Source organism: Rhizobium sp. NPDC090275, assembly GCF_044772225.1.
Lineage (GTDB): Bacteria > Pseudomonadota > Alphaproteobacteria > Rhizobiales > Rhizobiaceae > Rhizobium.
Genome location: NZ_JBIVYL010000009.1, coordinates 217672 through 242442, shown reverse-complemented (window position 1 = coordinate 242442; position 24771 = coordinate 217672). Strand labels below are relative to the sequence as shown.

General features: G+C 57.7%; 19 protein-coding genes and 2 pseudogenes. 11 read left to right on the top strand and 10 right to left on the bottom strand.

Annotated features, from left to right (window positions below):
* The first annotated feature begins 13 nt into the window (after window positions 1-13).
* The 4 genes from ACIQUB_RS22785 to ACIQUB_RS22770 are packed head-to-tail and all read left to right on the top strand — an operon-like array spanning window position 14 to window position 4814.
* Window positions 14-1444: an aldehyde dehydrogenase family protein gene (locus ACIQUB_RS22785; RefSeq protein WP_402932486.1), complete on the top strand. Its 1431-nt coding sequence runs from the start codon at window positions 14-16 to the stop codon at window positions 1442-1444.
* 12 nt (window positions 1445-1456) lie between these two features.
* Window positions 1457-2206 (top strand): electron transfer flavoprotein subunit beta/FixA family protein, encoded by a 750-nt coding sequence (locus ACIQUB_RS22780; RefSeq protein WP_402932483.1) that lies wholly within the window; start codon window positions 1457-1459, stop codon window positions 2204-2206.
* A 23-nt stretch (window positions 2207-2229) separates the two neighbouring features.
* Entirely contained in the window at window positions 2230-3159 is a 930-nt protein-coding gene (locus ACIQUB_RS22775; protein WP_402932480.1) for an electron transfer flavoprotein subunit alpha/FixB family protein, read from the top strand.
* The gene (locus ACIQUB_RS22770) at window positions 3159-4814 is read left to right on the top strand and encodes an electron transfer flavoprotein-ubiquinone oxidoreductase (protein ID WP_402932478.1); all 1656 of its coding nucleotides are present in this window, start codon (window positions 3159-3161) and stop codon (window positions 4812-4814) included. Before ACIQUB_RS22775 ends, ACIQUB_RS22770 begins: the two co-directional genes overlap by 1 nt.
* Window positions 4815-4850: 36 nt before the next feature.
* Here the strand turns inward: ACIQUB_RS22770 and ACIQUB_RS22765 are convergent, their stop codons facing one another.
* Window positions 4851-5588, bottom strand: coding sequence for a FadR/GntR family transcriptional regulator (locus ACIQUB_RS22765; RefSeq protein WP_402932474.1), 738 nt, complete (start codon window positions 5586-5588; stop codon window positions 4851-4853).
* 10 nt (window positions 5589-5598) lie between these two features.
* Window positions 5599-8661 (bottom strand): FAD-binding and (Fe-S)-binding domain-containing protein, encoded by a 3063-nt coding sequence (locus tag ACIQUB_RS22760; protein ID WP_402932471.1) that lies wholly within the window; start codon window positions 8659-8661, stop codon window positions 5599-5601.
* Between the two features lie 153 nt (window positions 8662-8814).
* On the opposite strand from ACIQUB_RS22760, the gene ACIQUB_RS22755 reads away from it, so the two are divergent.
* Genes ACIQUB_RS22755 through ACIQUB_RS22735 form a run of 5 tightly spaced genes read left to right on the top strand, consistent with a single transcriptional unit; the run spans window position 8815 to window position 13125 of the window.
* Complete coding sequence (locus ACIQUB_RS22755) at window positions 8815-9564, top strand: SDR family NAD(P)-dependent oxidoreductase (protein WP_402932468.1); 750 nt, start codon at window positions 8815-8817, stop codon at window positions 9562-9564.
* Window positions 9557-10297, top strand: coding sequence for an SDR family oxidoreductase (locus ACIQUB_RS22750; protein ID WP_402932465.1), 741 nt, complete (start codon window positions 9557-9559; stop codon window positions 10295-10297). The genes ACIQUB_RS22755 and ACIQUB_RS22750 overlap by 8 nt, the downstream gene beginning before the upstream one ends.
* 17 nt (window positions 10298-10314) lie before the next feature.
* Complete coding sequence (locus ACIQUB_RS22745; protein WP_402932462.1) at window positions 10315-11580, top strand: Glu/Leu/Phe/Val dehydrogenase; 1266 nt, start codon at window positions 10315-10317, stop codon at window positions 11578-11580.
* Between the two features lie 34 nt (window positions 11581-11614).
* Window positions 11615-12937 (top strand): DUF3422 domain-containing protein, encoded by a 1323-nt coding sequence (locus ACIQUB_RS22740; protein ID WP_402932459.1) that lies wholly within the window; start codon window positions 11615-11617, stop codon window positions 12935-12937.
* 17 nt (window positions 12938-12954) lie between these two features.
* Complete coding sequence (locus tag ACIQUB_RS22735) at window positions 12955-13125, top strand: hypothetical protein (protein WP_402932457.1); 171 nt, start codon at window positions 12955-12957, stop codon at window positions 13123-13125.
* Between the two features lie 787 nt (window positions 13126-13912).
* Here ACIQUB_RS22735 and ACIQUB_RS22730 read toward each other — a convergent pair.
* The 4 genes and pseudogenes from ACIQUB_RS22730 to ACIQUB_RS22715 form a co-directional block, all read right to left on the bottom strand.
* Window positions 13913-15131 (bottom strand): annotated as a pseudogene (locus tag ACIQUB_RS22730) (pyruvate kinase).
* 7 nt (window positions 15132-15138) lie between these two features.
* Window positions 15139-16407: a glycerate kinase gene (locus tag ACIQUB_RS22725; protein ID WP_402932454.1), complete on the bottom strand. Its 1269-nt coding sequence runs from the start codon at window positions 16405-16407 to the stop codon at window positions 15139-15141.
* The gene (locus ACIQUB_RS22720; protein ID WP_402932451.1) at window positions 16407-17498 is read right to left on the bottom strand and encodes a tartrate dehydrogenase; all 1092 of its coding nucleotides are present in this window, start codon (window positions 17496-17498) and stop codon (window positions 16407-16409) included. Before ACIQUB_RS22720 ends, ACIQUB_RS22725 begins: the two co-directional genes overlap by 1 nt.
* Window positions 17499-17525: 27 nt before the next feature.
* On the bottom strand, window positions 17526-18824 hold the full coding sequence (locus ACIQUB_RS22715; RefSeq protein ID WP_402932449.1) for an MFS transporter: 1299 nt from the start codon (window positions 18822-18824) through the stop codon (window positions 17526-17528).
* A gap of 125 nt (window positions 18825-18949) precedes the next feature.
* On the opposite strand from ACIQUB_RS22715, the gene ACIQUB_RS22710 reads away from it, so the two are divergent.
* Entirely contained in the window at window positions 18950-19864 is a 915-nt protein-coding gene (locus tag ACIQUB_RS22710) for a LysR family transcriptional regulator (protein ID WP_402932447.1), read from the top strand.
* A 158-nt stretch (window positions 19865-20022) separates the two neighbouring features.
* Here the strand turns inward: ACIQUB_RS22710 and ACIQUB_RS22705 are convergent.
* From ACIQUB_RS22705 to ACIQUB_RS22695, 3 genes and pseudogenes are all read right to left on the bottom strand, one after another.
* Window positions 20023-20296: pseudogene (locus ACIQUB_RS22705) on the bottom strand (DNA polymerase IV); the annotation flags it as partial.
* A gap of 102 nt (window positions 20297-20398) precedes the next feature.
* A complete protein-coding gene (locus tag ACIQUB_RS22700) occupies window positions 20399-21094 on the bottom strand; it encodes an autoinducer binding domain-containing protein (protein WP_402932445.1) in 696 nt (231 codons plus the stop codon).
* 156 nt (window positions 21095-21250) lie between these two features.
* Window positions 21251-21493, bottom strand: coding sequence for a hypothetical protein (locus tag ACIQUB_RS22695; protein ID WP_402932442.1), 243 nt, complete (start codon window positions 21491-21493; stop codon window positions 21251-21253).
* A gap of 134 nt (window positions 21494-21627) precedes the next feature.
* Between ACIQUB_RS22695 and ACIQUB_RS22690 the strand changes: the two genes are divergently transcribed.
* Window positions 21628-23421, top strand: a complete 1794-nt coding sequence (locus ACIQUB_RS22690) for a methyl-accepting chemotaxis protein (protein WP_402932439.1) — start codon at window positions 21628-21630, stop codon at window positions 23419-23421.
* A gap of 215 nt (window positions 23422-23636) precedes the next feature.
* Here the strand turns inward: ACIQUB_RS22690 and ACIQUB_RS22685 are convergent, their stop codons facing one another.
* The gene (locus ACIQUB_RS22685) at window positions 23637-24647 is read right to left on the bottom strand and encodes an IS30 family transposase (protein ID WP_402932436.1); all 1011 of its coding nucleotides are present in this window, start codon (window positions 24645-24647) and stop codon (window positions 23637-23639) included.
* Window positions 24648-24771: the final 124 nt, after the last annotated feature.

Below are 24771 nucleotides of genomic sequence, written 5' to 3'. Positions count from 1 at the left end.
GCGAGGAGAATCCATGCTACACAAGAACCTTATCGCGGGAGAATGGGTGGGAGGTGATGCTTCCGCCAACATCAACCCATCGAACACCAACGACGTGATCGGAGAGTATGCTCGCGCATCGTCGGAACAAACGCGTGCAGCGATCGCTGCGGCCAAGGCCGCTTTTCCGTCTTGGTCACGCGCTCCGATTCTCGAAAGGCACGCGCTGCTGAAGAGAGCCGGTGACGAGATCATGACCCGCAAGGAAGAGCTTGGCCGACTGCTTGCTCGGGAAGAGGGAAAAACGCTTCCCGAAGCGATTGGAGAAGTCACGCGGGCAGGGCAAATTTTCGACTTTTTTGCCGGAGAAGTGCTGCGTCTGACAGGGGAAGTGCTGCCATCGGTTCGCCCTGGCGTTGGCGTCGAGATTACGCGTGATGCGATCGGTGTCGTCGGTGTCATCACACCGTGGAATTTTCCCATTGCAATTCCTGCCTGGAAGATCGCCCCCGCGCTCGCCTACGGGAACACTGTTGTGTTGAAGCCAGCCGATCTCGTTCCCGGCTGCGCATGGGCTCTGGTTGACATCCTCAGTCGAGCGGGCGCTCCAGCCGGCGTCGTCAACCTGGTGATGGGCCGGGGCAGTGTCGTGGGCCAGACAATGCTTGATAGCCCTGATGTCAACGCGCTCACTTTCACAGGATCAGTCGGCACCGGAAAGCGCGTTGCGCTCGCCTCAATTGAACATAATCGAAAATTCCAGCTGGAGATGGGCGGCAAAAACCCGTTCCTCGTTCTCGACGACGCCGATCTTTCCGTTGCCGTCGAGGCGGCGGCGAATTCATCCTTCTTCTCGACCGGTCAGCGCTGCACGGCGTCATCGCGCCTTATTGTCACCGAAGGGATCCATGACCGATTCGTCGCGGCTTTGACCAGTCGCCTGCAAGGTCTGGTGATCGATGATGCGTTGAAAAGCGAAACTCATATTGGCCCTGTCGTAGACGAAAGCCAGCTGAAACAGGATGTGGATTATATCGAGATCGGTCGCAAGGAGGGGGCGAAGCTCGCCTTTGGCGGGGATCGCATCGAGCGAGACACGCCCGGTTTCTTCCTGCAACCGGCACTCTTTACCGAAGCGACCAACCAGATGCGGATCGCGCGTGAGGAAATATTTGGTCCGGTGGCTGCGGTTATTCGCGTGAAAGACTACGACGAAGCCCTTGCGGTGGCAAACGATACTGATTTCGGGCTTTCTTCTGGAATCGCGACTACGAGCTTGAAACACGCGACGCATTTCAAGCGCAATTCGGAAGCTGGTATGGTCATGGTCAATCTGCCGACCGCCGGAGTCGATTTCCACGTTCCGTTCGGCGGACGAAAAGGTTCTTCCTTCGGGCCTCGCGAGCAAGGCCGCTATGCGGCAGAATTCTACACATCGGTGAAGACCGCGTACACATTCGCATAGGTAAAGGACCCCATGAAAATTCTCGTCCCAGTGAAGCGGGTGGTTGATTACAACGTGAAAATCCGCGTCAAGCCGGATGGTACCGGTGTTGAGCTCGCCAACGTCAAGATGTCGATGAACCCATTCGATGAAATCTCCGTCGAAGAAGCGCTGCGCCTGAAGGAAGCCGGCAAGGCTGAGGAAGTGATCGTCGTCTCGATCGGTCCGGCCAAGGCCGAGGAAACGCTGCGCACCGCGCTCGCCATGGGCGCCGACCGCGCCGTTCTCGTCGAGACCGACGACGCCGTCGAGCCGCTCGCTGTCGCCAAGATCCTGAAGGGCGTTGCTGAGGCCGAACAGCCTGGCCTCGTCATCGTCGGCAAGCAGGCGATCGATGACGACTCGAACCAGACCGGCCAGATGCTCGCTGCCCTCCTCGGCACCGGACAGGCCACCTTCGCCTCGAAGATCGAGATCGGCGACGGCAAGGCGACCGTGACCCGCGAAGTCGATGGCGGCCTGCAGACGATCGACGTCAAGCTCCCGGCTGTGGTCACCACCGACCTTCGCCTCAACGAGCCGCGCTATGCCTCGCTGCCGAATATCATGAAGGCGAAGAAGAAGCCGCTCGACAAGAAGAGCCCGGCTGATTTCGGCGTCTCCACAGAGCCGCGCCTCAAGGTGCTGAAGACCGAAGAGCCCTCCGGCCGCAAGGCAGGCGTCAAGGTCAAATCGGTCGCCGAGCTTGTCGAAAAGCTCAAGACCGAAGCTGGTGTCCTCTAAGGTTCGAGAAAGGATTTACGACCATGGCCATTCTTCTTCTGGCTGACCACGACAACGCAACTCTTTCCGACCAGACCGGCAAGGCACTGACGGCCGCTTCCAAGATCGGCGGCGACGTTCATGTGCTGGTGGCCGGCAAGGGCGCCAAACCTGCTGCCGATGCGGCCGCAAAGCTTGCAGGCGTCTCCAAGGTTCTGCTCGCCGAAAGCGACGACCTCGCCAACAATCTGGCCGAGCCGCTCTCCGACCTGATCGTCTCGCTGGCCGGCAGCTACGACACGATCATCGCGGCCGCGACCTCGACCGGCAAGAACGTCTTGCCGCGCGTTGCCGCCCTGCTGGATGTCGCGCAGATTTCCGAGATCATCGAAGTCGTCTCCGCCGACACTTTCAAGCGCCCGATCTATGCCGGTAACGCCATCCAGACCGTTCAGGCAACAGACGCCAAGAAGGTCATCACCGTCCGGACAGCTTCCTTCGCCGCGGCTTCGGAAGGCGGCTCGGCTGCCGTCGATGCCATCCCGGCCGTTTCGGATCCGGGTCTCTCGACCTTCGTCAAGGACGCGCTTTCGGCCTCCGACCGTCCGGAGCTCACCTCTGCCAAGATCATCATCTCCGGCGGCCGCGCACTCGGCTCTGCCGAGAAGTTCCAGGAAGTCATCCTGCCGGTCGCCGACAAGCTCGGTGCTGCCGTCGGCGCCTCGCGCGCTGCGGTCGATGCGGGCTACGCTCCGAACGACTGGCAGGTCGGACAGACCGGCAAGGTCGTCGCCCCGCAGCTCTACATCGCCTGCGGCATTTCGGGCGCTATCCAGCATCTAGCCGGCATGAAGGACTCGAAGGTCATCGTCGCCATCAACAAGGACGAGGAAGCGCCGATCTTCCAGGTCGCCGATTACGGTCTCGTCGCCGATCTGTTCGAAGCCCTACCGGAGCTGCAAAGAGCGCTTTGATGGTCGAGCTTCCGGAACGCGAAAGCATGGAATTCGACGTGGTGATCGTCGGCGGTGGACCGGCGGGCCTGTCGGCCGCTATCCGCCTGAAGCAGGTCAATCCGGATCTTTCGGTCGTCGTATTGGAGAAGGGCGCCGAAGTGGGCGCGCATATCCTTTCGGGCGCCGTCGTCGACCCCATCGGCATCGACCGCCTGCTGCCGGACTGGCGCAGCGAAAGCGACCATCCCTTCAAGACCGAAGTCAACGCCGACCACTTCCTGGTGCTCGGCCCGGCCGGCTCGATCCGTCTGCCGAACGTGCTCATGCCGCCGCTGATGAACAACCACGGCAACTATATCGTCTCGCTCGGCAATGTCTGTCGCTGGCTGGCGGGCCACGCGGAAGCGCTCGGCGTCGAGATCTATCCGGGCTTTGCCGCCACCGAGGTGCTTTACAACGACGAGGGCGCCGTCATCGGCGTCGCGACCGGCGACATGGGCATCGAGCGGAACGGCGAGCCCGGCCCGAACTTTACCCGCGGCATGGAACTGCTGGGCAAATACGTGCTTGTTGGAGAAGGCGTGCGCGGCTCGCTCGCCAAGCAGCTCATTGCCAAGTTCGATCTGCAGAAGGATCGCGAGCCGCAGAAATTCGGCATCGGCATCAAGGAACTCTGGCAGGTCAAGCCGGAGAACCACCGCCAAGGTCTCGTGCAGCATTCGTTCGGCTGGCCGCTCGGCATGGCGGCGGGCGGCGGCTCGTTTCTCTACCATCTCGAAGACAACATGGTGGCCGTCGGTTTCGTCGTGCACCTGAACTACAAGAACCCCTATCTCTATCCTTTCGAGGAATTCCAGCGCTTCAAGACGCATCCGGCGATCCGCGGAACATTCGAGGGCGGCAAGCGTCTCTCCTATGGCGCCCGCGCCATCACGGAGGGCGGCTGGCAGTCGGTGCCGAAGCTGACCTTCCCCGGCGGCGCGCTGATCGGCTGCTCGGCCGGTTTCGTCAATGTTCCCCGCATCAAGGGCAGCCACAACGCCGTGCTATCAGGGATGCTCGCGGCCGAGAAGATCGCCGCTGCGATCGAAGCGGGACGCGCCAATGACGAAATCATCGAGATCGAGAACGAATGGCGCAAGACCGATATCGGCAAGGACCTGAAGAAGGTCCGCAACATCAAGCCGCTCTGGTCGAAGTTCGGCACGCTTGTCGGCATCGGCCTCGGCGGTCTCGACATGTGGACCAACACGCTGTTCGGCTTCTCCTTCTTCGGCACGCTCGGCCACGGCAAGACCGACGCCCAATCGCTGGAACCGGCCTCGCAGCACAAGAAGATCGATTACCCGAAGCCCGACGGCGTCCTGACCTTCGACCGTCTCTCCTCGGTGTTCCTGTCGAACACCAACCACGAGGAAGACCAGCCGGTGCATCTGCAGGTCAAGGACATGGCGCTGCAGAAGTCGTCGGAGCACGACATCTACGCCGGTCCCTCGACCCGCTACTGTCCTGCCGGCGTCTACGAATGGGTGGAGAAGGACGGGCAGGAGACCTACGTCATCAACGCCCAGAACTGCGTCCACTGCAAGACCTGCGATATCAAGGACCCGAACCAGAACATCAACTGGGTCCCGCCCCAGGGCGGCGAGGGGCCGGTCTATCCGAATATGTAGTAAATATTGAATTTACTTGGCCGCAAACCATACAGATCAATTGGCTCTAGAACCGCCGTGCTCAACGACGTCCTCGAGCAGTGCACGATATCGGTTTAAGCTTTCAGACAGATGCACATCCATAGCATGTCGAGCAGCCTTTGAGTCACCTTGCGTGATTGCAGCAACGATCGATCCATGTTCGCGATTGATTTTCTTTACATAGTTCGTATGGGCTCGACCCGATTGCCGAAGTTTGAGCAAGAGATCGAAGTTAATGCTTTCCATAACCGCTATGAGAAAGCTGGGGAAGTGTGGGTTGCGCGTCGCACGCGCGATCGAAAGATGAAACTCAAAATCCGCTCGCGCTTCCGCTTCGATGTCGTCGCTCTCCAATCTGTCAAAGGAATCAAACGCACGGGCTATCTCCGCAAGTGCTTCAGGGGTTCGACGCGAGGCGGCGAGAGCCACGGACTGAAGTTCGACACCGAGACGCAGTTCGAGGATCTGCATCGCCGACCGAATATCTTCAATGCGACTGATCTCGAAGGAAATGGTGTTGCCGTCTCTGCCAGTGACGAAGACGCCAGCGCCTTGTCGAGTAGTCACTCGCCCGGCGACTTTCAAAGATGTCAGCGCCTCGCGGATTACCGTGCGCGAAACGCCGAACTCCTCGCAGAGTTGCAAGCTTGATGGGATCCGCTCGCCCGGCCCGTATTGTCCGGTTTCGATACGATCTGTGAGTCTTGCAACGACAATTTCTGCGAGGTTGCCCCGCTGTGTGATAATTGACAAAAAAATCTCCTTACGACTTGATCGCTGTATACGCGCCCGCATCGCTCGTCTCAACAAGCTCGGCTACTATCTCCAAGGGATGAGGAACTCGCTTCCGCTCCATCAGCTTGACCTGAGATCGACATGAGTAGCCGGTCGCCATAAGCACATCGGTGCCTCCTGCACGCGCCAGGACAGGACGCCAACTCATATCGTATAGCTTTTCCGAGATTTTTCGGTTGCGCACTTCGTGTCCGAAAGTCCCAGCCATTCCACAGCATCCGACGTTTTCGACGGTAAGATCAATGCCAAGCGCGGCGAACACAGCCTGCCACTGCGTTGCCGACGACGCTACGTTCGACCGCTCGGTACAATGGGTCATGAGTTTGAATTTCCTTCTGTCCGCGTCTCGTGACCTCTCGCCGCGGAGACAGTCCATTAGCCATTCCTGCGGAAGAAGGATCGACGCGCTCAGTGCAATCTCCGGCGAACTCTTATATTCACTGCGAAACGCCAAAGTCATAGAAGGGTCGAGTCCAACAATCGGGATGCCGAAATCGCCGAGTTCGTTCAGTTTTTTGGCAGTCCTTCTTGCTTCGGAGGCGAATTTGCCGAGATAGCCGTGAACGTGAAGTGCCTTGCCGTTTGTGAAGGTCGGAGCAAGTAGCGCGATCAGGCCAAGCTTTTCCGCCAGGATCAATGCAGCCTCGACAACCTGTGGATCGAAATACGCAGTGAAGGCGTCCGGAGCAAAGATGACGCAGCGATGTCGATCCTCCTTCGACATGGTTGCCAATAGGCCTGCGTCGGCGATCGCGACATTCCGATTGGATGTGATTTTGGCAAGCGAAACCGTGGGCAATGCCGGTAGTGCGGTCAGCCCCATCAGCCGCATAAGACGCTGGCCGACCGACGTCGTGGCAACGAAATTATAGATCGGCCGGATTTTCGCCATCCATGGAAGCGTTGTCTCGATGGCCGCGACCAATGGATCCTTGAGCGGCCGCACATAGCGGCTATAATACAGTTCAAGGAATTTGGCGCGAAAGGATGGGACACTGACCTTGACCGGGCATTGACCAGCGCAAGCCTTGCACGCAAGACAAGTGTCCATGGCCTCGCGAACCTGGTGTGAAAAGTCGGTGCGGTTGGCGGGATTTAGAGAGTTGAGAAGCCGACGTGGAAAAGCCGAAAGAGTGTTCTTCTTTCGTATCGCCTCTGCTTGCCTAACCGGATGGACGTTTTGGGCGACAAGCTGTTTCAGCCATTCCCGCATGAGAGTGGCGCGGCCTTTTGGCGAATACCGACGATCACCCGTGGCTTTGTAAGAGGGACACATCGGGCTGGTCTCATCGAAATCGAAACATGCCCCATTCCCGTTGCAGTAAGTTCCATTGTCGAAGGCCGCCCGTATCTCTTTGCCCAGTGACCTATCGACGGCGCCGCGAAAGGGTACCTCGTCAATCTTCAAAAGAGGCGTGTCATCTGGTGTCGCGATCTTTCCCGGATTGAGTCGGTTGTCTGGATCGAAAGCACGCTTGATGTCTTGGAGGCATGGGTAGAGATCGTCGAAAAATTCAGGAACATATTCTGACCGCACGCCCTTACCGTGCTCCCCCCACAGTACACCGCCGTATTTGCGCGTAAGCGCAACGACGGCGTCCGAGATGTCGCGGACCAAAGGTACGTGGTCTTCTCGCGAAAGGTCGAGCGCCGGGCGAACATGCAAGACACCAGCATCGACGTGACCGAACATTCCATAGGAAAGGCCGGCGTCGTCGAGGAGGGCGCGGAATTCACGAATAAAGGGTGCGAGATGTTCGGGAGGAACGGCCGTGTCTTCGACAAATGCAACTGGTCTGACTGGCCCCTCTACGTTCCCAAGCAAACCGACGGCGCGTTTGCGCATCGCCCAAATTGCCTCGGCTTCCACATGCCCATAAGCCACGGTATAACCCAGACGGCGGGCGAGGGGATCGCCGTCGAGCGAACGCGTCACGCTTTGAAGTTTCTCCTCAAGCTCTTCGGGAGAATCTGCCAGGATCTCGGCGATGTTGATCCCACTTGAGGGGACCAAGGGGTCCTCGGGAAAGAAGCGGTCGATCGCGCTCCAGACAATATCCCCTTTGGCGAGTGTGAGGACTTTTTCATCGACGGTTTCGACCGACGCTACGCTGAGAACGGTTAACCGGCGCGCGTCCTCCAGCGCGCTACTGAAGTTGTCATACCGGATGTTGACGAGCGCGACATGTTTTGGGAGCGGCAGAAGGTTGACTTCCACCTCGGCGATCATTGCCAGAGTGCCTTCGGAGCCGCACAAGATGGCGTTGAGGTCGAAGCGTCCATCCCGCCTGCGAATATGTGCAAGATCATAGCCGGTCATATAGCGGTTCAATTTCGGAAAGACTTCGGCGATGCGTTCGCCTTTGTCCCTCGCAATCAAGGAAATCGTCCGGTGGATTTCGCCGACCCGGTCCTTGCGGGTCAGGACTTCTTGAAGCGCGCTTTCTTCTAAAGGACGAGACCACCAGTCCGTGCCGTCGGTCAGAACCACGCGCAACCCCAAGACATGGTCTGACGTCTTGCCGTAAAGACACGAACCCTGGCCGCAGGCGTCAGTCGAGACCATGCCACCGATGGTAGCACGATTTGACGTAGACAGTTCTGGTGCGAAGAAGAGGCCATATGGCTTTAAAGCTCGATTGAGTTGGTCTTTGACGACTCCGGACTGGACACGGGCTACGCGCGCGACCGGGTTTATTTCGAGGATCCGGTTCATGTGCCTAGAACAGTCGACAACAATGCCGTTCGTCAGGGATTGTCCGTTGGTCCCGGTGCCGCCGCCTCGCGGCGTGACGGCTATACCGGCGAATGTCGGTTCGTTCAGAACCCTAGCAATGATCTGCAAATCCTGCGCGTGCCGTGGGAAGACGGCGGCCAAGGGCTCAACTTGGTAAATCGAGTTGTCAGTCGACAGAACGGAGCGAGTGCTCAGGTCAGTTTCAACATCGCCGGTAAAACCAATCTCAATAAGCCGCTCGGCAAGCGTAGGAGGAGCGAGGGCGGTGGAAGTAGACGCGAGATAAGGTATCATGAAAGCAACTCTGTTATGGGCGGCCCCGGAGCGGTAAGGGACAATCTCCGAAAGCTACCACGGAAAGAGCAAGGGCGGCACTTGTGTCAAAAAAAATTTGGCATATAAGTGATAACATACAAAATGAAACCTTCAATGAAAAAGAGGCGTGGCATGAAGGGTCAAACTGTTGTCATTGTCGGGGGCGCATCGGGTCTTGGGCTCGCCACGGCTAAGCTAATGGCAGCGCACGGGGCGGCAAAAATCGGCCTGATTGATCGAAATGCTGAGCTTCTTTCCTCATCGTCCGAGATGCTGCGCGCCTCAGGGGTTGAGGTCGCAACCGCGGTTGCCAATATTTCGCAAGCAGGAGCCGCGCATAAAGGCTTTGCCGACATCGTAGAGAAGCTTGGCAGGGTAAATGCGGTGGTCAACAGCGCGGCAATATATCCGCGGCGGCCAATTCTCGAAATCACCGATGACGAGTGGGATCTGGAAAACGCCATCAATGTCAAGGGTACCTACCACATGATGGTGGCAGCCGTCCTTCACATGCGGCAATTCGTCAATCCACCCGACGTGACCGGTCGCATCGTCAACGTCACTTCCGTGGACGCATTCAAGGCTCATCCACAAAATGCCCATTACGCGGCAACGAAGGCGGCGGTCGTCAGTCTCACAAAATCTTTTGCGGCAGAATTCGCCAAAGACCAGATTCTCGTTAATTCAGTAGCTCCCGCAGGTTTCGCAACCGACCGGGCAAAGGAACTGGGTTTCCTTCCGGAGCTCACGAAGGCTAGCGCGCTTGGACGAGCGGCGGAACCCGTCGAAATGGCCGAATGGATCGTCATGATGGCGTCGAGCCGCAACACCTATGCCACTGGCGAGAACGTCGTCATCAGCGGTGGTTACATCTATGTTTGATACCTACCGCAACGCCGTCGTGACGGGCGCGACAAGCGGTATCGGCAGAGCGACGGTACTTGAGCTGAACCGCCGAGGCCTGAGTGTCTATGCCGTTGGCCGCAACCAAGAACAGCTCGACGAGCTCTCGGCGGCCAGTGGGGTCGTCACGATCAAAGCAGACGTGCGCGACACCGACAAGATTGCCAGCGCGCTCGAAGGCGTTGAAGTCGACATCCTGGTCAATAATGCTGGAATCCTCTCAACACGAGCGACTTTTCACGAGATGGATCCTGCCGAAATCGACGCAATGATCGACGTGAATCTCAAGGCGCCGATGCATCTGACCCGTGCCTTGCTGCCGGGTATGGTAAAGCGGAAGCGTGGGCATTTGATCTACATTGGCTCAAGCGGCGGTCGAGCACCTTATCCGAGCATGGGAGCCTACGGCCCCTCGAAAGCAGGTTTGAGCCTCTTCTGCGACAACCTTCGCTGCGATCTCTTGGGAACCTCAGTTCGGGTGACTGAGGTGGTTCCGGGCCGCGTTCAGACCGACCTCTATCGGACGGCTATGGCCGGAAACTCTGCCCGTGCACTGCTCTATGACGGATACCGTTCAATCCAACCAGAAAATGTCTCGTCGATCATAGCGAACGCCATTGAGCTTCCGGTTTTTGTCGATGTCGCTCGGATTGAAGTGTTGCCAACCGATCAGGCTACCGGCGGCGGTACGATGATCAAATTCCAAGACTAGAAAACGGATCATTCGAAATGCAAGCGTCGTCTGTATACACCGGCCCTGTCTTCGAGATGGCGAGCCGGCAATTCCACACTGTTGCTGATCATCTGGATATTCCGGTTCATGAGCGGGCCCGCATCCTCATGCCGAAACGAGTCCTTGCGGTGTCATGCCCGATCCATCGTGATGACGGTTCTGTTGCCGTCTATCAGGGATACCGGGTCCAACATCATCTTACGCTTGGCCCCACAAAGGGTGGCACCCGGTTTGCTCCGAACGTAGACGTCGGGGAGGTGGCCGCGCTGGCTATCTGGATGAGCTGGAAGTGTGCCCTAGCGGGCCTCCCGTATGGCGGTGCCAAGGGTGGCATTGCTGTGGATCCCAGGGCACTCTCGAAGCGGGAACTTGAGGCACTTTCGCGACGCTACATGCAGGAGATGATCCCGTTCGTAGGGCCTCACACTGACGTTATGGCACCGGATATGGGCACAAACGAGCAGGTCATGGCGTGGTTCATGGACACTTATTCCATGTATCAAGGCAAGACGGTGTCGGAGGTTGTCACTGGCAAGCCTGTCGATACAGGCGGGACGGTAGGACGACGCGAAGCTACCGGGCGTGGCGTGGCCTATCTAATCCGCCGCGCCGCAGACACGATTGGTCTGAACCTTGATGGCGCCACCGCGATCGTTCAGGGGTTCGGAAATGTGGGCTCTGTTGCAACCCTGACACTGGCTGCGTCCGGAGTCCGCGTCATTGGTGTAAGCGACCACAGTGCCGCCTATTATGATCCAAAGGGACTAGACGTGCGGTCGCTGGACGCCCACGTTGCAAAAACGGGTGCGCTCGCTGGATACTCGAAGGAAGGATTGTTCGACGCTGCCGAGCTGTTGGTCCAGAAGTGCGATATTCTAGTTCCAGCCGCTGTCGAACGGGTAATTGACGAGCACAACGCAGGCAAGATCGATTGCCGCATCCTCGCTGAGGGGGCCAACGGGCCGACAACGCCGGAAGCAGACGATATTCTGCGGAACCGTCCCGATATCTTTGTCATCCCCGACATCCTCTGCAATGCCGGCGGCGTGATTGTGTCCTACTTCGAGTGGGTCCAAGGGCTGCAGCAGCTTTTCTGGGACGAAAGCGAAGTCAACGATCGCTTGAACCGGACTTTGGAGAAGTCGTTCCAAGAGGTCGTTCGTCTTTCGAAAACACGAGGACTGACGCACCGTGATGCGGCGCTCTCGATAGGTGTCGAGAGAGTGCTCAGCGCCAAGCGCAAGCGCGGTCTCTTCCCCTGATCGAAATCAAGCGATGCCGAGAGGAGCGGGATCGATGACGTTTGAGACAATTGACATAGGTGCGGCGGCCCCTGGCTTGTCGCCGCATCAAGATAGGGCGACCGTCCTGAACGAGGTCCACGCGAGACCATTCCGGCCAATTGAGACGCCAGCTCGATTGATCCATTTCGCGTTTCAATCGACTTCCGCAGAACGTGATGCTGAAGTTACCGTACTGTCGGAATTTTCCGCCGAGAACGGGGGGAGCGGCGTTCCGTGTGATGCACGTCATCACCGACTATCGCTGGGTGACGTCCAACTGCGATGGGAGCGTCATAGCGAGTTCTCGAGCTACTGCTGGTACAAGAAGTGTCCGAACGACGAGGAGCTCAACATGGATGCGGCGCAGATCGCGCCGGAAATGTACTCGCTGGTTCAGCCCGGTCCGCACCTGGTTTCCATTGATCTTCGTATCGTAGACGCTGCGTCAGCTCCCGACCTTGAGGCCATGTTTGCCAAGGAGTCCCTATGTGTGATGACAGCCGAAGGGGGCGCAGCGACTGTCGCCACAGACTTCAAGGCGGATCCGCAGGGGTTCGTGAAGATCGTGATCGTAAATAGCGGGGTGCCTCCAATGAGGGTCGGCGCTCTGGCTCAACGTTTGCTCGAATTGGAGACCTATCGCGTCCTAGCATTGCTTTGCCTTCCTGAAGCCCACCGCCTTGAGCCGACAGTCCGGGAGATCGAGCGCTCACTTGTAGAGGCGACACAACAGATGACACAAACAGAATCGTTAGAGGATAACGAAGGCCTGCTAGACAAGCTGGTCATTCTTGCGGCCCGACTTGAAGCAGGGGCTGCGCGTTCTCTCTATCGGTTTGGCGCAAGCCGAGCCTATCAGAACATTGTCCACGGTCGGATCGCTGCCATAGGCTTCGAAGCCGTAGCAGATCGAGAGACATTCCAGGCATTCCTAAGCCGACGAATGGCGCCCGCGCTTCAGACATGCTTCTCGCTCGAGGAGCGGCAAATCAACCTGTCCCGCAAGCTTGCGAGAGCAACTCAGCTTCTTAGAGCGAAGGTGGATGTCGCGATGGAAAGGCAGAACAGGGACATCCTTCAGACCATGAACGAGCGCGCGCAGCTTCAGCTTCGCCTCCAGCAGACCGTCGAAGGCCTATCAATAGCCGCGGTCAGCTACTATGTTGTCGGTTTGCTCGGATACTTTCTCAAGGGATTGGCTCACCGCGAGCCTAGGCTGGATGCCGAGTTGGCCGTCGCATTGGCTGCACCCGTCATCGTGATCTTCATCGCACTCCTCGTAAGACACAAAACCAAGCACACAGCGGGTGGTGCCGTTCAAAGTACCCGCAGATGATTGTAAGGAGACAAATTATGCCCACGAAGCAGAATTCACAAAAGCCTTCTATCGAAGACCTCGCAGACAAGTATGGGCCTATTGCAATTAAGGCCGTTGCCGCAGCCGTACCGTTTGTCGGAGTGAAGAAGCTTGAGAGCGCCACAGCTGGAACATCAATCCCTGCTGTTCTCCGCCAGCACGATTGAGCCGCCACTAAGTGCCTTTGTTCCACGCGGCCAAAGCTTGTGCATTCTAAGGTTCTGGAGTCGGGACGGTGTCGCAGTCATCTAATTGGGAAGTCACGCGCAGGTCGTCCTGTCGATGCGCAAAGCTTCAACCCGCTCTTTTTTGGCCACTGCCAAAAATGGAAGTCAGCGCACATGATGCAAAATCCCTCACTTTATCAACATCTCACTGCATTCCACTGAAGCTGGTGGATAAGATCGTCGCGAATTCCCATTCGCAATCAAAGTGGGCTTGAAGGGCCGGAGTAGTCATCGGCCTTGTAGCGTGAGGTCTAAATGCTTTAATGCGTGACGCTTTATTATTCCTTGCAAAACTTTAGCTCTCGGCCGACCCTAACTCGACATTCCGCTGAACAAAGGCGGGAAGGGGGATCAGTCGGAAGCTTCGCAGATGTCATGGCGCCAAATGTCTCCTGACGGAGCGCGCCGCATCGTCGATGATCCGGAGAAGCTTCTGCACTATATCGACTGGTGGGGAGAACCTTGCGGCGCTCAACCAAGTGCGACATGAACGATGAGACATAGGTATGTGAAGCTTCTAGATCGTGGATGTAACGCTTTCCTTTAATGTCGCCTCTTGCATGCAGACTAGACACGATACCCTTGGGGTTGGCGATAATGAATTTGTTTCCTGGGAGACCGGCCCCGTCATGTGAAACCGATGATATAACTTTCGACTGTCCGAATTCTGCGACGACCTCCCAGTGCCTGGCTATTGCAAGCCGCTTAAAAGCCAATTTGCCTCAACTCATACAGCCTGTGCAACGAAGAGATTGTTCGTGCCCCCAGCGGTTGCAAACGGAAAACCGGTGATGATGACAATATGGTCCTTTGCTTCGGCAAGACCAGTGTGCAGCGCAATCTGTTTCGCCCGCTTGACTGATTGTTCATAGGTATCAATATTCTCCCAGCGATAGCTGACGACGCCCCACATCAGCCCCATTTGGCGGGCCACATGTTGCGATGGCGTCATAGCCAGGATGGGCAGCGGTGGGCGTTCGCGCGAGACCCGCGATGCCGTCGTTCCACCAACGGTGAAGGTAACGATCAGGGGAGATTTGAGCGCTACCGCAACGTCGGCAGCCGCTGCCGCAACAGCGTGGGGCGGCGTCTGGGCGATCGGCGGCTCGGTGGCTTCGAGGATCACCGGCTTTGCCGCTATACGACAGGCTCGGATGAGTTCTTTCTGCTTGCCCGGCACGTCTTCCGGCGGAATTTCTACGCCGAGATCGCCGCTGGCAACCATGATTGCATCCGAAAGCATGACGATGTCGTCTATCTCTTCCAGAGCCGAAGGCTTCTCAATCTTGGCGACAAGACCAGCGCGCTGGCTGATGAGCGAACGTGCCTCGATCATGTCGCTGGCTTTTTGCACAAAGGACAAGGCGATCCAATCGACGCCGAGTTCCAGCCCAAATTCGAGGTCTTGCCGGTCCTTCGGTGTAAGCGGTGACATGTCGAGAACCGTGCCGGGAACGTTGACCCCCTTGTGGTTAGAAATCGTGCCTCCAACGATAACTTGCGCTTCGATATCGCAATTTTCAACGCCGGTGGTTCGCACGCGTACCCGCCCGTCGTCGATTAGAAGATCGTCGCCGGGTTTGACCGCCGCAAAGATCTCGCGGTGGGGAAGGGGGATGTCCAGCAGTCCTGTCGCCGGGTCAGAGTGGCAGGCGAAACGGATGACCGCGCCTTTTTGAAGATCGAGCCGCCCTTCTCTGAGAACACCGATGCGGATCTTGGGTCCCTGGAGATCCTGCAGGACGCCGATCGCTGTTCCGCGCTCTTTTTCCAGGGCGCGGATACGGCGATAGACAGCAGCGTGGTCGTCACGGCAGCCGTGGCTGAAATTCAGCCGAAATGTGTCGACGCCCGCATCGAACAACGCTTTCAACATTTTCGGGCGTGTTCGACGCCGGGCCCACCGTAGCAACGATCTTGGCCCTGCGATTGGTGCGAATAAACATGGTGTTCCTATCCTATTAGGATGGCGCGAATGTCGTTGACATTGGTGAGAGTGGGGCCAGTGACGACGAGGTCGCCAATTGCCTTAAAAGCCGTGTAGCTGTCGTGTTCGGCAAGTGCCTGGCGCGGCGTAACCCCGGCTTCCCGCAGACGGGCTAGCGTATCGGGTGTAACGATGGCGCCGGCAGCATCCTCGACGCCGTCGATGCCGTCGGTATCGCCCGCAATTGCCCAGACGGACTTTGTACCGTTCAGGCCTATAGCGAGGCTGAGCAGGAACTCGGTGTTTCGGCCGCCCCGGCCGCTTGAGCCCGCCGGAAGCGAAACCGATGTCTCTCCCCCAGAAAGGATCACCGCCGGTCCTTTGATGGGCAACCCTTTGTCCTTTGCAGACTGGGCGATGCCGGCAAAGAGCGTGCCTGCTTCCTTTGCTTCGCCCTGCAGCGCATCGCCAAGGATAAGAGGCTGAAGATTGTGCGCTAGCGCTACTTCTGCCGCTGCATACAGCGCCATCGAAGGCGAGGCAATCAGTCTTACGTCAGAATTCACAGGCACAGCGCCAGCGGCGGATCCGCCCTCGGCAAGCAGCGTCACGGCCGCCTGCGGCAGGTCGAGCCTGTAGCGGGCAACGATTTCTCGGGCATCATCGACCGTTGTGTGGTTGGCGACGGTCAGCCCGGAGGCAATCTCCGATGGATCGTCGCCCGGCACGTCGGAAATGACCAGGGTGACGACCTTTGCGGGATAGGCTGACTCCGCCAGCCGTCCGCCTTTGATGCCGGAAAGCTGCTTGCGCACCGTGTTCATCTCGGAAATCGTCGCACCGCTAGTGAGCAGGCATTTGTTGACGGCTTTCTTGTCCGCCAGCGTCATGCCGGCTGCAGGCGAGACCAGAAGCGAAGAGCCCCCGCCCGAAATTAGGGCGATGACGAGATCGTCCGGTCCAAGATCGCGAAGTTTTGCAAGGATACGGGTTGCAGCCTCGACGCTCATACTGTCCGGGACCGGATGCGACGCCTCGATGATCTCGATGCGTCCGGCCGGTACGGCGTGGCCGTAACGTGTGACCACCAGCCCGGTCAATTCGACGCCGCTCCATGCCGTGTCCAGCGCTGCCGCCATTGCGGCCGAGGCCTTGCCTGCCCCGACGACGATGCAGCGTCCCTTCGGTGGATTCGGCAGATGCTTCGCGACGACGTGCATCGGGTCCGCGCTTGCGACGGCTGCGTCGAACATTCGGCGCAGCACGTCGCGAGCGGAAGCATCGCTCCAGGTCATCAGACAGCAGCCATCTTCAGTATGTTGGAGCCGGCGATCGCTTCGCAGACGGCCTCGGTGACCTGCTTCGTGGTGGCCTTGCCGCCAACGTCAGGGGTCAGGATACAGGCCTCGGTGACACGCTCGACGGCGGTCATCAGGCGTGCTGCCGCTTCCTTCTCTCCAAGGTGCTCGAGCATCTGCGCTGCGGTCCAGAAGGTGGCGATCGGGTTGGCGATACCCTTGCCGGTGATGTCGAAGGCGGAGCCGTGGATCGGCTCGAACATCGATGGGAAGCGGCGTTCGGGGTCGATATTGCCGGTGGGTGCCACGCCGAGCGATCCAGCAAGCGCGCCTGCGAGATCCGACAGGATATCGGCATGCAGGTTGGTGGCGACGATGGTGTCGAGGCTTTCCGGCTTTAGCGTCATGCGCACGGTCATGGCATCGACCAACATTTTGTCCCAGGTGACGTCCGGGAATTCCTTCGACACTTCCGCGGCGATCTCGTCCCACATGACCATGCCGTGGCGCTGGGCATTCGACTTGGTGACGACGGTGAGCAACTTGCGCGGCCGCGATTGGGCCAGCTTGAAGGCGTAACGCATGATGCGGCTTACACCGACGCGGGTGAAGATGGCCACTTCCGTACCGACTTCTTCTGGCAGGCCCTTGTGAGCGCGCCCGCCGTGGCCGGAATATTCACCCTCCGAGTTCTCACGGACGATGACCCAGTCGAGGTCGCCCGGGCCGCAATTGCGCAGCGGCGGGGTGATGCCGGGCAGTATCTTGGTCGGACGGACGTTCGCATACTGGTCGAAGCCCTGGCAGATTGGTAGGCGCAGGCCCCACAGGGTGATATGATCAGGCACATCCGGAGCACCGACGGCGCCGAAATAAATGGCGTCGAACTTCTTGAGAGTCTCCAGACCGTCTGCCGGCATCATAACGCCGTGCTTTTTGTAGTAGTCGGAACCCCAGTCGAAGGTTTCGGAGTGGATTTTGAAGTCGCCGCTGCGCTTTTCCAGTGCTTCAAGAACTTGCAGGCCGGCTGCGATCACTTCGGGCCCAATGCCGTCGGCAGGAATGGCGGCTATTTTGTATTCACGCATGGTCGTTCTCCTTATTTTTTGAAATCATTATTGGATAGAAGCGGTGGTCTGAGGATCGCGCGAGCTGCTCGTCCGGGCCAGAATGAGGGTGACGACGGCGGAGAGGACGAGCAGTGCGGCCACGAAATAGAGCCCGCCGGCAAAGCTTCCGGTCGTATCTTTGATCCAGCCGATCATCGAGGGACCGACGAAGCCGCCGAGATTGCCGATCGAGTTGATCGTCGCGATGCCCGCAGCAGCGGCAGGACCGGAAAGAAACAACGTTGGCATGCTCCAGAGTGGCGGTTTGGATGCACTGATCCCGATGTTCACGAGGGCCAAGGCGATGAGAACCGTGAATACGCTGGTTGCTCCCGTAGCGAATGCAAGACCTGCTGATGCGAGCAGGCAAGCTCCGACCACGTGCCAGGTACGCTCTCCCGTCCTGTCGGAATGGCGCGCCCAAAGGATCATTGCGATCACGGCAAGTATAGCGGGGATCGAATTGAGGAACCCGACCTGCATCGACGACAGGCCAAAGCTCTTGATGATTTGCGGAGACCAGATTCCCAGGGTGTAGAGACCCGCAGAAGTACCGAAATAGACAAGCGCCAGTGCAAGAACCCTAATGTCGGCGAGGCCGGCCCAGATGCTGTGGCTTGCCTTCGGCTTGCCGGCCTGTTCCTGCTCCATGGTGTTGACAAGCCATGCCCGTTCATCGTCGGACAGCCACTTGGCCTGCTCCGGGCGATCGGTAAGGAAAAACAGGACGACGACACCAAGAATGATTGCCGGCACGGCTTCGATGATGAACATCCACTGCCAGCCAGCGAGGCCCCAGATGCCATGCATCTCCAGAAGAGCGCCGGAGATTGGTGATCCAATCGCAGTGGCGAGCGGCGCTGCGGCCATGAACATGGCGGTGACGGCGGCTCTGCGGCGCGCTGGGAACCAGTAGCTCAGGTAAAGGATAATGCCCGGGAAGAAGCCGGCTTCTGCTACGCCTAGCAGGAAACGCAAGCTATAGAAGCTGGTCGGTCCCTGCACCAGCGCCATAGCGCCCGAGACCATACCCCAGGTTATCATGACCCGTGCGATCCAGATACGAGCGCCAACTTTGTTCAGGATCAGATTAGAAGGCACTTCGAACAGAAAATAGCCAACAAAGAAGATACCCGCCCCAACACCGAAAACGGTTGACGAGAAACCGAGGTCCTGATTCATCGTCAGTGACGCGAAACCGATGTTAACCCGATCGATGAAGGCGATGAGATAAAGAACCATAATGAATGGCACGATGCGCCACGTACTCTTACGCATAACGCGCGTTTCCAGATCGCTCGACATGGCAATCTCCTCCCTATGTTCGAATAAAGCGCGCTTCCTCCCGCGCCATCTCAAAACGGTAGCGAGGTCTCAATCTTTTACCAATGCCTATTCATTTATATAAATAATTGATATAGTCGCCGCCCATGGAACTTGAGCAATTGCGGTGCTTCGTGGCCGTCGCGGAACAGCTGCATTTTGGCAGGGCAGCTCAGAAGGTCGGCATGCTTCCAGCGTCGCTGGGACGGCATGTGCGGCTTCTCGAGGAGTCGCTTGGAACCAGTTTGCTGAACCGGACGACGCGCAGTGTCGCGCTGACGGACGACGGCCATCTTCTCTTGAGTGAAGTTGGGCCGCTGTTGACTAGGCTCGAAGATGTGGCTGAGCAGTTTCGCTCCTCACGGCGTCGCTCCGCGCCAACGTTGCGGATCGGCGCGATCGACAGTGCGGCGGCCGGTCTCGTCCCGTTGCTTCTGCACGATTTTCGCGAAGTTTCACCCGCGATCGTCACCCAGCTTGTTGAAGACAAGTCCATACGGCTTATTCCAAAGCTTCTCGCGGGCAGGCTCGATCTGATCTTCATCCGGCCACGCGAGGGAATGAGCCGCAATCTCGTTGTGATGCCGCTTTTCTTCGAAACGGCAGTGATTGCGATCCCCGCGGCAAATCCGCTGTCATCGCTGGAAGAGGTAACGATCGGCGCTCTGGCAGACGAGCCTCTCATCGTCCCCGAACGGCGGTCTCGCCCTCATAGCCATGATCTGACGATGAACCTTTTCGCCAAGACCGGTCTGCGTCCAAGGATCGCGCAAATCGCTGACGAAAAACAGACGATAGTAAACCTTGTCGCGGCCGGAATTGGCTCCGCGATCGTGCCCCGCTGGACGTCCAAGCTGAATGTCAGTGGTGTGAAATATATTCCAATAAAAATGGCCGAAACGGAACGGCAGGAGAGCCTTCCCCTATCTGCGGCGTGGATGAGGGCTGTTCGTGACCCCGCAAGGGATCTGATCGTGGATTTGTTGCGGGCGAATCTGGCCAGGTATTCCGAACAAGGCTAGGTGTTTAGTCGCAATCACCATTCGTAAGAATTATTTGGCGTCCCGAGGCACGTGTCATTGCTCACCTTCATGACCTCCTGCCATGGCGGATAGGGCGGGGATATCGCAGGAGTAATCTCGGGGGGACGAGTCTCGACTCGCACATCTATCAGAAACTAAATCCTGGCGCGAATTTCCTCGGCGACCTCAGGGGCGATCGCCATGCATTTGAGGTTTGTCTGTCACGTCGAGATAGGCTTCGTCGAGGGACAGGGGCTCGACCATCGGCCTATATCCGGCAAAGATGCTCCGGATTTACAGCGAGATCGCCTTGTAGATCTCGAAATGGGACCGAACAAAGATCATTTCCGGGCACTTACGCTGTGCTGTCAACGACGGCATGGCCGCGAAGACGCCAAAGGCCTGTGCCTCATAACTTGCGGCTGCCACCAGGCGGATCGACACTTGATAAGATCGGAGGGCCATTTCCACGCCAATTTGTTAAAATCATTTTTCTTTCAAGTTGCCATTAATGGAACGATTTCTTAATCGCCTTTACGAGATCAGACCCCGTCTGAGCGCCTCGGCAATTGCATGCCCTCTGTTTTTGGCGCCGAGTTTACGCGTTGCGGCCCTGATGTAGGTATTGACTGTATCCGGTGCGTAGCCACTTGCCTCGGCGATTTCCTCACTGGTCTTTCCAAAGCTGGCAAGCTTCACACAGAGCAGTTCACCCTCCGATAATCTCAACGTCTGGGCCGAGAACTTTTCCATGATCGGCCGGGTCAGAACCTTGTGGGTCACCTCTGCTACATCGCCGAGAAAATGCAATTCGCAATCCGTGAAGGCGTTCGATCGTGAGAAAGTGACTGCGCCGAAAAGGATGTCACCGCGCCTAACAGGGAAAAGCGTTCGGTTCAGAACGCCAAAGGTTCGGGCCAGATACAGGATTCGCTCGGGTGGCGGCTCCTTTTGATAGACGCGCTCCTCTATCACAACGTCCACCGCACTCATGGACGCCTTGACGAAGGGGTCGACCGCGAGAAGGCCGTCGCCATAATAGGCGTCGAGATAGGCTGGCGGAACATTTGTATCGATGGAGAGTCCGCTGCCAAACCGATAGCCGTCGAAATCGAGCCCGGATACGGCGAAGAAATCGAAAGCCACCGAGCGGCGCAGCATATCGATAAACGGGTGAGACGGGATGTGGCGACGGTTCGGCAGCGATCTCAGATCGACCGTTGCGTCCACAAGGTCTGTCTGTAAAGGCGATCGGGAAAAAGGCAATGTTTTCATCCAAGGAATAAGCAGCCGACCATAATGTGCAATTTGATAGTTGGTTGTAGTGTCATCCCGATAAAAATCTAGATTGCAAGGGGCGACGCCGCGAGATGAGAACAACAATTATCACTGCGGCGATGTTGGTCTTTCCCATTCGATAACGTCGGCGCAGATTTTCAGGTTCTCGGCCAGATCCCTGCATTGCTGCGGCGTCATCGAAAACTGGATGGACTTTGCGGCCTCGGGATTCTCTGCGTCATCAATCTTGAGCTTCAGAATGCAATTCATCCCGAGCTCGATGTACCGGTTGAACGAACGCAATGGCGGTTGGATGAATTTGCCCTGCTTGTCTACGAGTGGATTTGGCATCGGTTGGCCCCTGAGTGAATGGCTCGAACATCGTCCATAGAAATACCTGACAAACGCTAAATTTACTATTAACGCGGAATTAATATTCGAGTGCCAGAATTCAGACTATCGAAGTTACTTTCCTGGGAAGAGGAATGTCCGTGACTATTCTTGATCGTGGTGCCAATGCTATTGCGGTACTCGCCGCGCTCTCCAAGTCGCAGGCCATGATCGAGTTCGATCTGTCCGGCAAAATATTGACTGCAAACGAAAATTTCTGCCGGGCGCTCGGCTACGAGCTTTCCGAGATCGTCGGGAAGTCCCACAGCATGTTTGTCGATCCCGCCTACGCGCAATCGCCCGATTACAAGGCTTTCTGGTCAAAGCTGGCCGCCGGTCGGTTTGACCAACAGCAATATAAGCGGATCGGTAAATGCGGTAAGGAGGTCTGGATCGAGGCCTCCTACAATCCCGTCATTCGCCGCGGCAAGCCGGTCAAGGTCATAAAGATCGCCACAGACATCACCGCTCAGAAACTCAAGAGTTCTGAAGACGCCGGGAAGATTGAAGCGCTGTCGCGCGCGCAGGCCGTTATCGAGTTTACGCCGACTGGCGAGGTCGTGACAGCCAACGAGAACTTCCTTTCGGCGCTTGGCTATTCACTGCCCGAAATCCAAGGCAAGCAGCATTCGATGTTCTGCGAGCCATCTTACACAGCGTCAAGCGCCTACCAGGAGTTCTGGCGGAAGCTTGCCGGCGGCGATCTTGCTGCGGATGAGTTCATGCGGATAGGGAAGGGCGGCCGCAAGGTCTATATTCAGGCCTCATATAATCCGATCTTCGACATGAACGGTAAGGTCTTTAAGGTCGTGAAGTTCGCCACCGACGTCACGGGTCGCGTCGACAACGTCAATCAGCTCGCCAGTTGCCTGGATAATCTCGCCAATGGCGATCTCTCGCAGAAAATCGAAAAGCCGTTCATTCCGTCGCTTGAGCGGCTGCGCACAGACTTCAATGCTGCCTCCGACAAGCTGAAGCGGGCAATGGCAACAGTCGCCGATAATGCCCGCGCGATTGCATCCGGTTCGAGCGAGATCCGGACCGCAGCAGATGAACTTGCCAAACGCACCGAGCAGCAGGCGGCCTCCGTTGAGGAGACAGCGGCTGCCCTTGAAGAGATTACCACGACCGTGAAGGATTCGAGCCGCCGCGCCGAGGAAGCCGGCGAGCTCGTCGGGCGGACCCGTCAACATGCCGAGCATTCAGGTCAGGTCGTTCGAGACGCCATCAGCGCCATGGATCAGATCGAGCAATCGTCGCAATCGATCTCCAATATCATCGGCGTGATCGACGAGATCGCCTTCCAGACCAATCTTCTTGCGCTCAACGCTGGCGTCGAGGCTGCAAGGGCAGGGGAGGCCGGGAAAGGTTTCGCCGTCGTCGCTCAGGAAGTCCGGGAACTTGCACAGCGCTCCGCAACAGCTGCCAAGGAGATTAAGACCCTCATCACCGCATCAGGTAGCCAGGTGCAGAACGGCGTATCTCTCGTCACGAGGGCAGGATCCGCGCTGCAGGAGATTGCAACGCAGGTCCATGATATCGACACGAATGTCGTCGCGATCGTCGAAGCCGCTCGAGAACAGTCGACTGCGCTGGGGGAAATCAACCAGGCGATCAATACTGTCGACCAGGGCACGCAACAGAATGCGGCTATGGTTGAGGAACAAACAGCGGCAAGTCATGGTCTGGCTCAGGAAGCAGCTGCGCTATTTGAACTTCTGGAGCAGTTCAGGTTCGATGATGCAGTGCGAGCACCCGGTTCTCACGCGCGGGTCGCACAGCCCTCTGTCGCGTCGCACCCTGCGCGACCCATGCGCTCAGTCTCGCCGCCAGCGGCACGCGGATCCGCTGCACTTGCCACGAAGGAAGCGAACTGGCAAGAATTCTAGGCCTGCTAATCCAGGGTTAGGCGGCTGGTGTTGCGAACCATTGCCAGCCATCTTTCCCTTCTGCCTTAACGCGATAGAGCGCCTCCTGGGTTCTTTGCAACATGTGATAGGTCGCGCATATTAGGGAATTTTTTGGAGAAGCTAACCCAAGTGCGCCGTTCCTGTACTCTAGGGTGTGAGTTCATGGTGAACCGCGACTTTTGCGTCTCATCAAGCTAACCGGCATGTCTGATCTGCGCGAGCAGTTTCTTGCGGAAGACTTCTGCCGGTGTTCGATAGCCAAGGCATTTGCGGGGTGTTGCGTTGAGCCGGTTGCAAATCTCGATCAGATCGGCATCTGTAACCGACAATGGATCGACTTCTCTCGAAAGCCATTTCCTGACCCGGCCATTGGTATTCTCGACGGTGCCTTTCTGCCACGGCGATTGCGGGTCGCAGAACCAGGCTTGGGTACCGATGCTCGCCTGCAGATAGGGCCAGTCCGTGAACTCCGTGCCACGATCGAAGGTGATCGAGCGGCGGGCTAGATGGGGCAGGGCCTTGAGGGCCTTTATGAGACCGTCCATGACCGGACGTGACTGACGGTCGTTGTTACGCAGGAAGATCGCAAATCGGCTCACGCGCTCCACGAGCGACGTGACGTTGGCCTTTCCGAACTTCTTGCGGAACTGGATGAGATCGCATTCCCAATGCCCAAACTGTTTGCGGTCGGCGACAGTGTTGGGACGTCGCAGAATGTTCAGATCCGAGCTAAAGCGTTGGCCGTGCTTGCGTCTGGCGTGTCTTGGCCTGCGTCTGGCACGACGTTCCGGCAGGTGTCGCCACAGCTTGATGGCCTGGCCGTCGGCGGAACACGCGAATTTGTAGATCGTCTCGTGGCTCACCGAGATCGGATGGAGCTCCAGACGCATCCGTCCGGCAATCTGCTGCGGTGACCATCGGTGTACGATCCGCTCGATCACCGATTGCCGGACATGCAAGAAGCGCGCGAGCTTGCGCAGCTTCAAAGGGCGTTCACAGGCCATCTGATGCGCTGTCACGCAGTAGTAGCCGCTGAGATCAGGAACTTCCTTGTCGACGAATATGTTGCGCTGGACTTCGCGAAAAATCGTCGAACGGTGCCTTCCGAGTTTCTCCGCGATGGCGTCGATACTGAGCCCAGCCAACCGCCAGCGGGCAATCTTACGGCGTTCGTCCAAGCCAATCTGAGAGTAGGTGCGCTTCATTGCATCGTCCTTGCAATTGATAACCCATTGGGATCATTAGCAAGTCGCACTTCATTCTAGAACCCACCCCTTACATCCGATGTCAAAGCCGGTTCGCGAAGTCGGCATGGGCGACCTGATGCAG